At 44.8% G+C, this 15,348-nt stretch carries 8 protein-coding genes, 4 tRNA genes and 1 pseudogene; 1 reads left to right on the top strand and 12 read right to left on the bottom strand.

Annotation, left to right across the window (positions count from 1 at the left end):
* Positions 1-67: 67 nt before the first annotated feature.
* Positions 68-3,512: pseudogene (locus NLG07_RS01160) on the top strand (PAS-domain containing protein).
* Here NLG07_RS01160 and NLG07_RS01165 read toward each other — a convergent pair.
* The 12 genes from NLG07_RS01165 to NLG07_RS01220 all read right to left on the bottom strand — a co-directional run bounded on the left by NLG07_RS01165 (position 3,509) and on the right by NLG07_RS01220 (position 15,296).
* Complete coding sequence (locus NLG07_RS01165; RefSeq protein ID WP_254855867.1) at positions 3,509-4,156, bottom strand: response regulator transcription factor; 648 nt, start codon at positions 4,154-4,156, stop codon at positions 3,509-3,511. The pseudogene NLG07_RS01160 and the gene NLG07_RS01165 sit on opposite strands and share 4 nt — an antisense overlap.
* Positions 4,157-4,174: 18 nt before the next feature.
* Positions 4,175-6,118 carry an acetate--CoA ligase gene (gene acs / locus NLG07_RS01170; protein ID WP_254855868.1) on the bottom strand — a complete coding sequence of 648 codons (1,944 nt, stop codon included), beginning with the start codon at positions 6,116-6,118 and terminating at the stop codon, positions 4,175-4,177.
* A 234-nt stretch (positions 6,119-6,352) separates the two neighbouring features.
* Complete coding sequence (locus NLG07_RS01175; RefSeq protein ID WP_254855869.1) at positions 6,353-7,405, bottom strand: aldo/keto reductase; 1,053 nt, start codon at positions 7,403-7,405, stop codon at positions 6,353-6,355.
* 124 nt (positions 7,406-7,529) lie between these two features.
* A complete protein-coding gene (locus tag NLG07_RS01180) occupies positions 7,530-8,471 on the bottom strand; it encodes a histone deacetylase family protein (RefSeq protein ID WP_254855870.1) in 942 nt (313 codons plus the stop codon).
* A 68-nt stretch (positions 8,472-8,539) separates the two neighbouring features.
* On the bottom strand, positions 8,540-10,351 hold the full coding sequence (locus tag NLG07_RS01185; protein WP_254855871.1) for a bifunctional acetyl-CoA hydrolase/transferase family protein/GNAT family N-acetyltransferase: 1,812 nt from the start codon (positions 10,349-10,351) through the stop codon (positions 8,540-8,542).
* A 188-nt stretch (positions 10,352-10,539) separates the two neighbouring features.
* The gene (locus NLG07_RS01190) at positions 10,540-12,279 is read right to left on the bottom strand and encodes an ABC transporter transmembrane domain-containing protein (protein ID WP_254855872.1); all 1,740 of its coding nucleotides are present in this window, start codon (positions 12,277-12,279) and stop codon (positions 10,540-10,542) included.
* Between the two features lie 130 nt (positions 12,280-12,409).
* A complete protein-coding gene (locus NLG07_RS01195) occupies positions 12,410-13,189 on the bottom strand; it encodes a hypothetical protein (protein ID WP_254855873.1) in 780 nt (259 codons plus the stop codon).
* A 320-nt stretch (positions 13,190-13,509) separates the two neighbouring features.
* Positions 13,510-14,694: an elongation factor Tu gene (gene tuf / locus NLG07_RS01200; protein WP_254855874.1), complete on the bottom strand. Its 1,185-nt coding sequence runs from the start codon at positions 14,692-14,694 to the stop codon at positions 13,510-13,512.
* A 56-nt stretch (positions 14,695-14,750) separates the two neighbouring features.
* Positions 14,751-14,826 (bottom strand) — tRNA-Thr (locus tag NLG07_RS01205).
* Between the two features lie 14 nt (positions 14,827-14,840).
* A tRNA-Gly gene (locus tag NLG07_RS01210) sits at positions 14,841-14,915 on the bottom strand.
* A 213-nt stretch (positions 14,916-15,128) separates the two neighbouring features.
* Positions 15,129-15,213: transfer RNA gene (locus NLG07_RS01215), tRNA-Tyr, on the bottom strand.
* Between the two features lie 7 nt (positions 15,214-15,220).
* Positions 15,221-15,296 (bottom strand) — tRNA-Thr (locus tag NLG07_RS01220).
* Positions 15,297-15,348 lie beyond the last annotated feature (52 nt).

The following is a 15,348-nucleotide window of genomic DNA, read 5'->3' on the forward strand; positions in this document are numbered from 1 at the left end:
AGTTTTAAATACTATTCGTGATACTCTGCTGAAACAAGAATGTAACACAATCAGCAAGTGAGTTCCTATGGCCTTCGGATGGGTGGCGTTAGCCATTACCTACCTTTTGATCCTATTTTGGATCGCACAATGGGGAGATAAAAATACCCCTCTCGCTCGACGCATTACTTCAAGCCCTTACGTTTACTCACTTGCACTTGCTATCTATTGTACCGCTTGGACCTTTTTTGGGGCAGTGGGCCAGTCTTCTCGTGATCAGTGGATGTATTTGCCGGTTTTACTTGGCCCAATTCTCGTTTACCTATTTGGTGCCCCTCTTATTCGTAAACTGATCCTAGTCAGTAAAAAACAACACATCAATACCGTAGCCGATTTCATCGCCTCGCGTTATGGTAAACGTCAGACGGTTGCTTTGGTGGTCACTATCATTGCACTGTTAGCCACCATTCCATATATTGCCCTGCAACTTAAGGCCATTGGCGCCATGTTCTTGGTTATGTCGGGGCAAGGCAATGGGCAGCTGGTCGTTTTGATCGCGACAATATTTATTGCGGTGTTTGCGATTTACTTTGGTACCAAACAAACCGATGTCACCGAGTATCGTCGAGGTCTGATGTTAGCCGTTTCGTTTGAGTCACTGATCAAACTCATCGCGTTATTGGCCATTGGGTACATTGCCTTTACCTTGTGGTATAACAAGCCACATCAACCTTTTTTGCAAGATTATTATACTCCTGAGGCTCTCGGCCAATTTACTTCCTTGTCATTTTGGGCACAGACATTAATGGCGGCGGCTGCCGTAATATGCTTGCCCCGACAGTTTCACGTTGCGATTATTGATAATTTGAACATTGAACATTGAACATGTCAAAACGGCTCGTTGGTTATTTCCTGTATACCTAGTCCTCATGTCCGCGACGATACCGGTGATTGCCATGGCGGGCAGTAATATTTTTGGTGCAGCGGGCACGGAACCCGACCAATATGTTTTAGCCTTTGCCGTTTTAGCTGATTCGTTATGGATTCAGATATTAGTATTTGTAGGCGGGTTATCTGCAGCAACGGCCATGATCATTGTCGCAACACTCACCTTATCGACTATGTTGGCGAATGACGTCGTCTTGCCTAAATTATTATCTATCAATTCACAATCTGGGCAAATCACTAACTACAGCAACAAAATTCGTGTTATTCGGCGGATTATTATCGGAGTGGTTCTGCTCCTCGGCTTCATTTACCAGCAACAGATGACCGAAACGAGCTCTCTTGCGTCCATTGGTTTAATTGCCTTTTCACTTGTGATTCAGCTATTACCGTCGATCATTGGCGGGCTCTACTGGAAAAAAGGCCACGCGCATGGTGTCTATGCTGGCTTACTGATGGGCTTTGTGTCATGGGTATTTTGGCTGATTTTACCTCTTACCGACATGACAATTAGCGGTTATACGCAAACCGAGATTTTAAGTCAGGGCGCAATAGTAAGCTTATTGGCAAATACCATCGCTTATTACACCTTTTCTCGGATCGCGCCTGCACGTCTGATTGATAAGATCCAATCGGAAGCATTTGTTCACCCGTTGGACACCTCGCGCACCAATCACAAATCCACTCAGGTCAATATTACTAACGGCGATTTGGTCACGTTACTGACGACATTTATGGGCCAAAGTCGCTGTGAGCAATTACTGTCAGAGTATTCGCGGCGCAATAATGTCAATGTTGATTTGTCGGATAAACCCAATATTCAAATTCTGTCATTCTGTGAACGCGCATTGGGTGGGGTAATTGGTTCATCGAGTGCTCGTGCTCTTGTGAATAGTGTTGCTGAAGGCAAAAAGCTTGACTTCAGTGAAGTCATAAACTTCTTTGATGGCACCACACAAGCTATGCAGTTCAATATGACAGCACTGTTAACTTCATTGGAAAGCATGGAGCAAGGGATCAGCGTTATTGACAAAAATCTCAACCTTGTAGCTTGGAATAAGCGTTATACTCAGCTATATGAATATCCTGAAGAATACCTAGCTGTTGGTACCCCTATTGAAAAACTCATGCGATACAATGCATTAAAGGGAGAATTAGGCCCTGGTGACGTGGATCACATGGTTACCAGACGTTTAGAGCACCTTCGTAACGGAACGCCGCATCGTTTTACTAGGCAACGAGCTGATGGTCACGTAATCGAAATGGTAGGCAATCCACTCCCTGGTGGAGGCTTTGTTACCAGTTTTAACGACATCACTAGTCACGTAGAGATACAACAAGCACTTGAAGAAGCCAACATTGATTTAACCACTCGCATCAAAAAACGCACCGAAGAGGTCCACTCAATCAATGCCGACTTGCGCTTAGAAATTGAAAAGCGCGCCGAAGTTGAACAAGAACTCATTCACGCACGCAAAATTGCCGAGGAAGCCAATGCCAGTAAAACCCGTTTCTTGGCTTTGGCAAGTCATGACATCATTCAACCCCTCAATGCAGCAAAGCTGTATTTATCAGCATTACAAGACTCCACGTTGAGTGAAAATGCGCGCGACATATTGTCAAAACTGAACCATTCTGTGAATTCTTCAGAACATCTAATCAGTACTTTGCTCGATATTTCGCGTCTTGACCAAGGTGAGATGGCACCGACTATTACCAATATACATTTTAAAGAGATCATCGAACCATTACTTTCTGATATGACCGTCAAAGCCCACAATAAAGGCTTGGAATTTAAGCATGTAGTACGCGATTTGTGGATCAAAGCGGACAAAACCTTTACCTATCGCATCATTCAAAACTTGATCTCCAATGCCATCAAATATACCGATCAGGGCAAGGTCTTAGTGACCGCTCGTGTGCATAAGGGTAAAGTCGAAGTGCGCATCTATGATACGGGTATTGGAATTCCCAAAGACAAACTCAATGCCATTTTTAGCGATTTTTACCGCGTCCAAGAATCCAATGAATCGGGAGTTGGCCTCGGTTTAGGTGTGGTACGCCGCTTAACTCAACAAATAAATGGCACGATTATAGTGGACTCCGTAAAAGATAAGGGTTCGTGTTTTACATTATCCTTACCTTTAGGCGAAGCACAAGCGACTCAACAGACCGATGCGCGGACATCAAATAGCACTTTAAGCGGTCTGAAAGCGCTGTGTGTGGATGACAAAACAGAAAATCTTGATGCACTTAGCTTGTTATTAAACAAGTGGGGCATTGAAGCAGAACTTGCCAATACATATGAGACAGGTCTGGCCAAAATAGCTGACTTTGATGCGGACATTCTTCTGATTGATTATCAGTTAGATAAGGACCAAAACGGTGTGAGCCTGATCCAAGAGCTACAGGTTGCGGCGCGTAAAGAAACCCCTGCAGCAATATTGACGGCTCTACACGATGAGCAACTCAAAGAGCAGTGTAAGTCACTCAATATTCAGCACCTCAATAAACCATTAAAGCCCGCAAAACTGCGAGCTTTAATAACGACTATGGCCAAACAGGCCAAAAATGTGAACCGCTATTAGTTATTAACTGGCGGTTCTAATTCAAGCTGAGAAGCAATCAGTACTGCTTGTGTGCGGTTGTTAATGCCTAACTTGCGGAATATAGCAGTAACATGAGCTTTGACGGTTGCCTCAGCGATATCTAGGTTGTAGCCAATTTGCTTGTTCAATAAGCCATCGCGCATATAACACAATACTTTGTACTGTGACGGCGTTAAGCTCGCAACACTGTCTGCTAACTTAGAGAATTCCTCATCCACTTCTTCAATCTTGTCAGAAATACCTTCAGGCAACCAAACATCACCATCTAGTATCGTTTGAATGGCCTTGGCAATTTCATCAGAGCTAGCGGTTTTAGGAATAAACCCTAAAGCACCTACACCCACGATTTTGGAAATAATGTTCGCGTCTTCTGTACCTGAGACAACAGCAACTGGAAGATCAGGATAGAGTTTTAAGATGTGTAACAAACCAAACAGATCATTACTACCCGGCATATGCAAGTCGAGTAGTAATAGATCAATATCGGTTTCTTCAAGCACCTTGATGGTGCTAGGAAGATCTTCGGCTTCGAGTAGCTTCAGATCTTGGAGCGAGACTGACAACGCTCCCCTTAAAGCATCCCTATACAACGGGTGATCATCTGCGATAAGTAAGGTTGCCATGCTTGCTCCTTTTTATTGTTACTTGTTAAGGCGTTCCTCAATCAATGATTCAACAACTGAAGGATCGGCTAAGGTAGACGTATCACCAAGTTGCTCGTATTCATTGGCGGCGATCTTACGTAAGATACGACGCATGATTTTACCAGAACGGGTCTTAGGTAAACCGCGAGTCCACTGAATCAAATCAGGTGTTGCAATTGGGCTCAATTCCTTGCGAACCCATGCACGAATCTCTTTGGTTAAGGCTTCATCTGGTTCAACACCCTCAATTGGTGTGACATATACGTAGATGCCTTGACCCTTAATGTCGTGAGGATAACCCACAACCGCTGCTTCTGCAATCACTTCGTGTGCCACCAATGCACTTTCGATTTCAGCAGTACCTAAACGGTGACCAGATACGTTTAATACGTCATCTACACGGCCAGTGATCCAGTAGTAACCATCTTCATCACGACGACAGCCGTCACCGGTGAAGTAAACATTGTTGTAAGCTGAGAAGTAAGTTTCGATGAAACGCTTGTGATCACCGTAAACTGTACGCGCTTGTGAAGGCCAGCTGTCTTTAATGACTAGGTTACCTTCAGTTGCACCTTCAAGCTCGTTACCGTCTGCATCGAACAATGCAGGCTGCACACCGAATAGAGGCTTAGACGCAGAACCAGGCTTGTTAGAAGTCGCCGTTGGAAGTGGAGCAATCATCATGCCACCAGTTTCTGTCTGCCACCAAGTATCAACGATTGGGCAACGCTCTTGACCGATGACACGGTAGTACCATTCCCACGCTTCTGGGTTGATAGGCTCACCGACTGAACCAAGAATACGTAGTGAAGATAAATCACAACCTTCTACTGGCTTCTCACCGTGTGCCATTAACGCACGAATTGCAGTAGGCGCAGTGTATAAGCTATTAACTTTGTATTTTTCAACAACTTGAGCAATACGACGTACGTCTGGATAGGTTGGAACGCCTTCGAAGAATACTTGCGTAGCACCCGCGATTAATGGACCGTATGCCATGTAAGAGTGCCCCGTGATCCAACCCACATCAGCTGTACACCAGTAGATGTCGTTTTCACGATAATCAAAACCGTATTTAAACGTCATTGCTGTATATACACAGTAACCACCCGTAGTGTGTACAACACCTTTTGGCTGACCGGTAGAACCCGATGTGTAAAGTATGAATAGCGGGTCTTCAGCTTTCATTGGCTCTGGCTCACACTGAGCAGAACAGTCTTCTACAAGCTCGCTCCAGATAACGTCTACGTCGTTGTTATAATCAACGTCGCCACCGGTTAATTTGTGAACGATGACGTTAGTAATTGAAGGACAGGCACCGTTTGCTAATGCTTCATCAACGTTTGCTTTCAGTGGCACTGAACGACCAGAACGACGACCTTCGTCACATGTGATAACCACTTTAGCAGACGCGTTGTTGATACGGTCTGCAATGGCATTTGGCGAGAAACCACCAAAGATAACTGAGTGAACCGCACCGATACGCGCACACGCAAGCATTGCATAAGCAGCTTGTGGTACCATAGGCATGTAGATAGCAACTACGTCGCCTTTCTGAACGCCTAATTTTTTAAGACCATTAGCTAGCTTACAGACTTCATAGTGAAGCTCTTGGTAGGTTACGTCTTGGCTATCAGTAGGCTCATCGCCTTCCCATAAGATAGCTGATTTCTTCGCATTCTGTGCTAAGTGACGGTCAATACAGTTGTAAGAGGCGTTTAATACGCCATCTTCAAACCAGCGAATATCAACGTTGCTTGGATCAAAAGATGTATTTTTGATGATTGTTGGTTCTTGGATCCAATCGATGATGTTCTTGTGTTCGCCCCAAAATGCTTCTGGGTTTTCAATCGATTGCTTATACATCTCTAAATATTGTTCTTCCGAAAGAATACCCTCTTCTTTCAACGACTCCGGTACAGGATAAGTTTTGGCAGTCATATTGCCTCCATTGCAGTTTTAAATATTTGTTAAATTACTAAGGACTAATGTAGCGATTCTGAGGTTTTTAAAAATAGGACTTTGGTCTATGCAAATGGTTTTACCAAACACAGCAAAGCTAATCATACCAAGGTATGTAAGACGAACGCAGTAGAAAAAAAACACCTACTGCGTTAGGTAAAAACCACCAAAATGAGCGTTGTTTTATAACAATATTTTTTAACAAATGGGCCATTAAAAGGCAATTGGATAGCGTTTGAAGATGGCTTGAATACTGTCAAACTCACTTTCCGTTAGAGGCGTTGCAAAGGCATCGATATCTTCTTCAAGCTGACTGAGTTTAGTGGCGCCAATAATGGTTGAGGTCACCCCATCAATGTAATCACACCATTTGAGTGCGAGTTGTGAGGGTGTCATGCCAAGGTCTGATGCTAGTTGTACGTATTCCGCTACAGCTTTATTGGCAATTGGCGTATCTCTAAACAGTCCCATGCGCTGCTCCATACTCCAACGAGACCCTTTTGGACGTGCGCCGTTTAGATATTTACCCGATAACATCCCTGCAGCAAGGGGCGACCATGGTAAGTACGCTATGTTTTCAAACACACAGGTTTCGATAAGATAAGGCCAGTCTTTCGCATGCAGTAAGTTAAACTCGTTTTGAATGGAGACCGGACGAGGGACCCCTAACTCATCACACAAATTTAAAAAAGTATGAATGCCCCATGGCGTATCATCAGATAAGCCCCAATGACGAATTTTACCCGAATTTATTGCATCTCCAAGTGCCTCTACCACGCCTCGCTTGCGTTCGATTTCTTTTTGCACATCGGTTTTAGTTGCTTTGATATCATTTGGCCAATGCGTGCCAAAATGCGCAGTCCCACGGTTTGGCCAATGTAATTGATATACATCAATGTAATCTGTATGAAGTTGTTTGAGTGAACCTTCTAATGCAACAGATATTGACGCTTTATCAATGCCTTTGCCGCCTCTGATCCAAGGAAGGCCTTTGCCAACAATTTTGGTCGCGAGGATCCAATCACTGCGTTTAGTTGGATTGCGAGAAAAATAATCGCCAATGTAACGTTCGGTTGCGCCCACAGTTTCCGCTGAAGGAGGCACTGGGTACATCTCGGCCGTATCCATAAAGTTGATGCCGCGCTCAAACGCATAGTCAATCTGTGCATCAGCATCAGCTTGATTGTTTTGCAGGCCCCATGTCATAGTGCCCAAGCAAACACGAGAGACATTCAGGCCAGAAGTCCCAAGAGGAGAAAATTCCATACCGGTTGTCCTTATTTATTATTATAAAAGAGTTATGAACAGTACTATGGTTGATCTAAACATACCTTACCTAGCCTTGCCATGTAAAGTCAGAATAACATTCTGTAATTTCATTTAGCCCCGCTTACAATAGCGCTTTCACATGCGCCACCACTGAACGCCCTAACGCACTCAAGGCGTAACCGCCTTCTAACATAGACACCAACCGACCTTGGCAATGCTTATCGGCTAATCTGCGCAATTCCCGTGTGATCCACATGTAATCGTCTTCAACCAAACGCACATGCCCCAAATCGTCTTCTTGGTGCGCATCAAACCCAGCAGAAATCAGAATGAGTTCCGGTGCAAATTCATCAATGGCTTTAAACCAATGTTCTACAGCTTGACGAAACACATTGCCGTCATCCCCCGCTTTGAGTGGCACGGGATAAAAATGGTCTGGCTGATCATCCACGCCGCCAAACGGATAAAACGGATGTTGAAACGAGGAGCAAAACAACACCGACGGCTCATGTTGAAAGATATCTTCCGTGCCGTTGCCATGATGCACATCAAAATCCACGATGGCAACACGCTCTACCCCATAACGATGTTGCGCATAAGTTGCTGCAACGGCTACATTATTGATCAGACAAAATCCCATTGCTTTGCTGTGACAAGCATGGTGGCCAGGTGGTCGAATCGCACAAAACGCTCTAGTATCTTGCCGCTGAAACACCTCATCAACAGCATCTTTAGCACACCCTGCTGCGTATAACGCAGCAGTCAACGAATCTTGCATCATGATCGTGTCATCGTCGAGCCAAATATGCGGATTGTCCTCCGTTTTGGCTTTCTCTTGGAGCAGTGCGTCTTGATAAAACAACTCATCAATGTATGGGTGACTGTGGGCGTGGTAGAGATGCTCACGTTCAATTTTACTGCCTTGGACTTGTTCCACCACCGTCGCAAGCCCTGAGGCAATAAGCTGATCTTGAATTTGGCTCAAACGCTCTGGACACTCTGGATGCTCAGGATCCATATTGTGTTTGCGACATTTTGGATGAGAGAAGATACTGATTGCCATTGGCCTGTCCTTGTCTGATGTTCGGTAACGCTATGCCTTTACCATAGCAGGTGTCTATCTACTGCGCATTACAACTTCAGCAGGAGTTCTTTTTCATGAATATCGCTATCGTCTATTACCGCAAAGCCAAATTTATAAAATACCGCCAACATAGGCTTATTTCGGGATCTGACCATCGCATAAATAGATGACAACCCCCTATCTCGTGCAATGCCGATCAAGTTCTCCACAAGGTAAGAGGCCATGCCCTGACCTTGGGAAGCTTCTCGCGTCACAAAGGCGATTTCACAACCTTGATTTTGAGTCTGATAAAATCGTCCCACAGCATGAATGATGTCATGTTTCCCTTGTTCCTCGATGATCGCAATCGCACAATCCACAGACTGATCCACTGAGACCAATGCGCTGGATTTTTGTCTCGATAGCTGCTCTGGTGTATATCCGTAGCGCAATACGAGAGTATCATCCGAATGAGAATAGAAAAAATCTTGCAACGAACGTTCGTCCGCAGGATGTAAGGGTCTCACTATATAGTCTTTATCTTTAAAGTGATGTTTACGCAACTGAACCGTTCCCCATTCAGGGATTTCTGCGACCGTTGGTGCTTGATAATCTGGTACCCAATAATACTGACGTACCTGTTCTAATAACTCTGCACGAAACTTAGGGTGTGCGATTCGAATAAGCTCCAAGGCTCTTTCTCTGACTGATTTACCTTTGAGCGCAGCAATCCCATATTCGGTGACAACATAATCCACATGTCCTCGGGAAGTTACGACGCCCGCACCTGGCGTGAGTGTGGGCACAATGCGAGAAATCGAACAATGCTTGGCCGTAGAAGGTAACGCAATAATGGCCTTACCACCAACGGACATTGTTGCTCCAGAAACAAAGTCCATTTGCCCACCAATGCCAGAATAAAAATCATGACCGATCGAATCAGCGACCACTTGTCCAGTCAAATCCACCTGTAACGCGCTATTGATGCTGATCATGTTGTCGTTTTTGGCAATATTCGATGGTAAGTTCACATACGAGCTTGGCAAAAACTCTATATGAGGATTATTGTTGACATAATCATACAAGCGTTGAGACCCCATGCAAAAACTAGTCACAGACTTACCCGGATGAAAAGTTTTGTACTTATTGGTGATGACGCCATATTCCATAAGCTCCAATAACCCATCGCTGAACATCTCCGTATGCAGTCCCAAATCAACATGGTTTTTTAACGCGCTTAATACGGCATTTGGGATCACGCCAATACCCAATTGCAACGTAGCTCGGTTAGGCACCAACATAGATACATACTGACCAATGCGCTGTGACACGTCATCAATCGGCGGTATCGGTAACTCTGGTAAAGTCTCCTCCGCTCTGACCATGGCCGCAAATTGCGACACATGCAAAAAAGAATTCCCAGAAGTGCGAGGCATCAGAGGATTGACTTGGGCGATGACTTTTTTGGCAGCTCGCGCAGCGGAATGATTGACATCCACTCCGACTCCACAGGAGACATATCCGAATTCATCAGGAGGTGAGACCATGATCAGCGCTACATCCAAGGGTAAGGTGCCCGTGCGAAATTGCGTTGAAATCTCGGATAAAAAGACAGGTGTATAATCCGCGCGTCCTTGTTCCACCGCTTGTCGCACATCTTGTCCATGAATGAATAACGCATTGACCTTAAAATGCCCTTCGCATTCCTGTCTTGCCCAAGGAGCCTCGCCAAGTGTTGAGATCTGAACGATCTCAATATCTTGGAAATCGGCTTTATGTACAATCAGTTGATTGATTAATGTTCGAGGTAAACAGGCATTTGAACCGATGTAAATGCGCTGGCCAGAATGGATGTACTTGATCCAGTCACTTTGACTCATTTGCGGGCCTTTTGAGAAGCTATGTCATTATGTATCCGTTGTATTATGGAAAAACTGAGTAGAATATTATTGATCTAAAGCAAAAAACAATTGATTGAACTGTGCGCATTTTACTCCGTTATATCGGACAATTATAAACGAGGTATTAAACGTCCCTTACAAGAGGACCTTGATGAATTATTAAGCCGCTAAGTGACGAACTGCAACTTAGCCAGATCGTGATATAAGTCGCAACGCAGCATCAACTCCTCATGCGTACCGCTATCCACTATCTGACCTTGATCCATGACCACGATGATATCAGCGTGTTTTACCGTCGCGAGACGATGTGCAATAACAATCGTGGTGCGATCTTCCATCAAATTGGCAAGACCTTGTTGTACGGCTTGCTCACTGCCCGCATCCAACGCACTGGTTGCTTCATCTAACAACAAAATAGGGCGATTGGCGAGAAAGGCTCTGGCAATGGCGATGCGTTGTTTTTGACCACCTGATAACTTAATGCCTCGCTCCCCAACTTGGGTGGCATATTGTTCTGGCAAAGACATAATAAAATCATGCGCATTAGCGAGTTTAGCTGCCTGTACAATCGCCTCTCGGGATGCGTGATGATCACCATAACCGATATTCTGCGCGATATCAGTAGCAAAAATAACTGGGTCCTGTGCCACTAAAGCAAACGATGCCCGGATTTGCGTTTGCGATAATTTAGAATATTCAGTGTTAGCAAGAGTTATTCGGCCAGATGTTGGCGGATAAAAATCCAACAGTAGATCCATCAACGTAGATTTACCAGCTCCACTAGGACCAACTATCGCAACAGTCTGCCCAGTACTGATGGAAAAATTGAGATTGCGCAAAGCGTATTCGCCTATGTCTTGGTAACGAAAAGAGAGTGCTTCTAGCCGCAAAATGTCCTCTATCGTTTCAGAAAACACCCAATCTGGTTGCATAGTTTCCCGTATCTGTACCGGCTCGTGCAATAATTCACGGACCCTTGCGGAGGCACCTTTGGCTTTTTGGATCTCACCAATCACTTCGCTGATCGTCGCCACAGCACCACCAGCCATGACTGCATAAAAGATAAACGCACTCAAACTGCCTGGACTTAACTCACCGCTGATCACAGCTGTCGCTCCAATCCATGCGACAAACACCACCGCAAAAATACTGATGGCCATAATACAAATGATCAATAGTGCGCGATAATGAATGCGTTGTTCCGCTGCACCCATTACTTGCTCGACTTTGCGGTGTAAAGACGAGACATCATGCGCTTCTTGAGTGTAGGCCTGAATCGTGTGAATGCCATGCAAAGACTGGTCGATATGCGCACTCATATCTGCTACTTTGTCTTGTGAGACTTGTGCGTAGTAGCGGACTTTTTTACCCAGCAATTTAATAGGCAATAAAATAAAAGGGATCGCCAACATGACAAGGCCGGTCAGTTTCACGCTGGTAAAGAGCATCAAAATAAACGCGCCAATGAACGTCACTGAGGAACGAATGGCCATCGATAATCCCATCCCGATGACGCTTTGTAACACCGTGGTATCTGAAGTAAATCGTGAAATGACTTCGCCAGTGCGATTGCGACTGTAAAAACCCATATCTAAGCGTAACATTTGCGCGTAAAGCGCATTACGTATGTTAGCACTCACTCTTTCGCCAAGCCATAGCATATTGTAAAAACGAAAGTATGTCGCAATACAGCCAACCACTGCAATGGCCACAACCGCCAACAGCATTTGATTGAGGAAAGCTTCGTCATTGGCAACAAACCCGCGGTCAATCACAAGCTTTATGCCTTGTCCGAGTACCAACCAGCTCCCAGCACTGATAAGCAGTGCAACCATTGCAATGGCAATGCGAAGTTTATGAGGTTTTAGAAACTGGTATAACCATAAAATTAAAGAGGATTGAGCCATTACCTGACCATCAAGAACGTGATGATTGCATCCTAGAAGGCTTTGCACTGAGTGTCAAATAGGGCAGCTTGCACAACCACTTTACACCTTAGCCTAAACGCAAATGAAGCGATAAATCACTATTCCGAAACTAGCCTCCCATAAGGTCTTTTAGTTTATCTTTCATTTTGTCTTTAAGTTTGTCTTTTTGTTTATCTAGCGCTTCATTGATTTTGTCTCTAGCGGCATCCTTAGCTGCCTTTTTGGCCTCTGCCTTAGCTATTCTAATGACTTCAGTGAGTAGTGCATCCGTCACCGCAGCGCCGATCTGATCAGCCGGGATCCCGTTCGGTTGCCCAATGGCTCCCAAATGAAAACTAGGTAACGTTATTGCATATGCGGTTTGCTCAACGCCCAGCTGCTCCACTGGCAATGCGGAAAAATCCAACTTTAAGCGCGTAGCATCAATCACTATATCATCAATGATCATCATGGGTTGTGCTGTCTTGGTAGGCGTTGGTGTGGCTTCTTTTCTAGGTAGTTTAGACTGTATATGATCTTTGATAGTGAGAAGATTACTGCCTGTACTGTTATCGGTTTCATAAAGAATTTCAGGTACATTAATGACAAATTGATCCACAACATACGCATCACCGCGTGGTGCCCCCAGATCCAAGGTGATAAGCTGTAAAGACAAAGCATTATTTTGCGAGAAGCCTTGTGGGTTTTGCACGTTTAAATCAGATAAAGATAACCGACCATCAGAGAGGGAAAGCTCTGCATTGCCAAGAGATACCTTAGTGCCAAGATATTCCGAACCTCGTTGTTCTACTTGTTGCTTGATTAACGTGTCAGTTTGACTAAAGACATACCATATACCTCCAGCAATCACAGCAATAATAACAGATATGATAATGACAATTTTTTGCATGGAGAAACATCCCTTGTTTTATTTAAAGATTTCTTTTAACTATAGTCTAGTTGACGCATTATGGTCGATTAATTCGGTAATTCAAAATCAAAAATGCAATAATAACTGAGTCATTTTTTTTCATTTGTACCATCTTAAAAGGGAACTTTGGAAACTCACGGTATAATGGGATAGCACACTTCATAAGCAGGCCTTTTAGTAATATCTTCGTAGAAGAAACGTATTAGTACTCCGGGCCTCCTGCCCTCCGCCCTTCGGGCCAAATAAAAAACCCAGCCGAAGCTGGGTTTTATTATTCGTTCTAATTTGTTCCAGACAAATTAGTCGATGATTTTCGCTACAACGCCCGCACCTACTGTACGGCCACCTTCACGGATTGCGAAGCGTAAACCTTCGTCCATCGCGATAGGTGCAATTAGCTCAACAACAAACTTCAAGTTGTCGCCTGGCATTACCATCTCTACGCCTTCAGGTAGCTCTACCGCACCTGTTACGTCAGTCGTACGGAAGTAGAACTGTGGACGATAGCCTTTGAAGAATGGCGTATGACGGCCACCTTCGTCTTTGCTTAGTACGTATACTTCTGCTTCAAACTTAGTGTGTGGGTTGATTGAACCAGGCTTCGCCAATACTTGACCACGTTCAACTTCATCACGCTTAGTACCACGTAATAGAACACCAACGTTCTCACCTGCACGACCTTCGTCAAGCAGCTTACGGAACATCTCTACACCAGTACAAGTAGTAGTCGTAGTCTCTTTGATACCAACGATTTCGACTTCTTCACCAACTTTGATGATACCTTGCTCAACACGACCGGTTACAACAGTACCACGACCAGAGATTGAGAATACATCTTCGATTGGCAAGATGAACGGCTTATCGATGTCACGCTCTGGCTCTGGGATGTATGAATCTAGCGCTTCACCTAATTCAATGATTTTCGCTTCCCACGCTTCGTCACCTTCTAGGGCTTTCAGCGCTGAACCTTGGATAACTGGTAAGTCATCGCCTGGGAATTCATACTCAGAAAGAAGTTCACGAACTTCCATCTCGACTAATTCTAATAATTCTTCATCATCAACCATGTCACACTTGTTCATGAATACGATGATGTAAGGTACGCCAACCTGACGACCTAATAGGATGTGCTCACGAGTCTGTGGCATTGGGCCATCAGTCGCCGCAACAACCAAAATCGCACCGTCCATCTGAGCAGCACCAGTGATCATGTTTTTAACATAGTCAGCGTGTCCTGGGCAGTCTACGTGCGCGTAGTGACGAGTAGGTGTGTCGTATTCAACGTGAGACGTTGCGATTGTGATACCACGCTCACGCTCTTCTGGAGCGTTGTCGATTTGATCGAATGCTTGCGCTGAACCACCGTAAGTCTTTGCTAGTACAGTAGTGATCGCTGCGGTTAATGTCGTTTTACCGTGGTCAACGTGGCCGATTGTACCTACGTTAACGTGCGGTTTCGTACGTTCAAACTTTTCTTTTGCCATTGTTCTCTTTCCTAGCAAAGTTAATATTAAAGGTAAATTTTCAAAAAAGTTGATGATGGTGCTGATAGGCAGATTTGAACTGCCGACCTCACCCTTACCAAGGGTGCGCTCTACCAACTGAGCTATATCAGCAACTTTCAGTCAACTGGAGCGGGCAGCGGGAATCGAACCCGCATCATCAGCTTGGAAGGCTGAGGTAATAGCCATTATACGATGCCCGCAACTACTTTTTGTAAACCCGTTATTCGAGTCTAAAAACTTATGTAGCCTCGCTTTTTTCTAGCGCCATCAAGTCTTCTCGAAAAAAGTCCGTGTATTATAGTGAGTGGTTATCTCGCGTCAAGTGATTTTACAAGTGATTTTTAGATACCAAACACAAAAAAACCACCTTAAGGTGGCTTCAGAGCAGTTTGAGTAATCACTCAAACCAAAAATGGTGGAGGGGGCAGGATTCGAACCTGCGAAGGCTGAGCCGGCAGATTTACAGTCTGCTCCCGTTGACCGCTTGGGTACCCCTCCGAGTTGATGGTGCCGACTGCCGGAATCGAACTGGCGACCTACTGATTACAAGTCAGTTGCTCTACCAACTGAGCTAAGTCGGCACGTCATCAAGAGGTGCGCATATTAGAGTAAACCACGGTGCTTGGCAACACT

It is taken from the genome of Alteromonas sp. LMIT006, from assembly GCF_024300645.1.
Lineage (GTDB): Bacteria > Pseudomonadota > Gammaproteobacteria > Enterobacterales > Alteromonadaceae > Opacimonas > Opacimonas immobilis.

What these genes read in the sequence shown, in the direction of transcription:
- NLG07_RS01175 (WP_254855869.1), bottom strand. Translation starts at nt 7,405, where the DNA reads ATGGAATTTTCTCCTCTTGGGACTTCTGGCCTGAATGTCTCTCGTGTT.
- tuf (WP_254855874.1), bottom strand. Translation starts at nt 14,694, where the DNA reads ATGGCAAAAGAAAAGTTTGAACGTACGAAACCGCACGTTAACGTAGGT.
- NLG07_RS01180 (WP_254855870.1), bottom strand. Translation starts at nt 8,471, where the DNA reads ATGGCAATCAGTATCTTCTCTCATCCAAAATGTCGCAAACACAATATG.
- acs (WP_254855868.1), bottom strand. Translation starts at nt 6,118, where the DNA reads ATGACTGCCAAAACTTATCCTGTACCGGAGTCGTTGAAAGAAGAGGGT.
- NLG07_RS01195 (WP_254855873.1), bottom strand. Translation starts at nt 13,189, where the DNA reads ATGCAAAAAATTGTCATTATCATATCTGTTATTATTGCTGTGATTGCT.
- NLG07_RS01165 (WP_254855867.1), bottom strand. Translation starts at nt 4,156, where the DNA reads ATGGCAACCTTACTTATCGCAGATGATCACCCGTTGTATAGGGATGCT.
- NLG07_RS01190 (WP_254855872.1), bottom strand. Translation starts at nt 12,279, where the DNA reads ATGGCTCAATCCTCTTTAATTTTATGGTTATACCAGTTTCTAAAACCT.
- NLG07_RS01185 (WP_254855871.1), bottom strand. Translation starts at nt 10,351, where the DNA reads ATGAGTCAAAGTGACTGGATCAAGTACATCCATTCTGGCCAGCGCATT.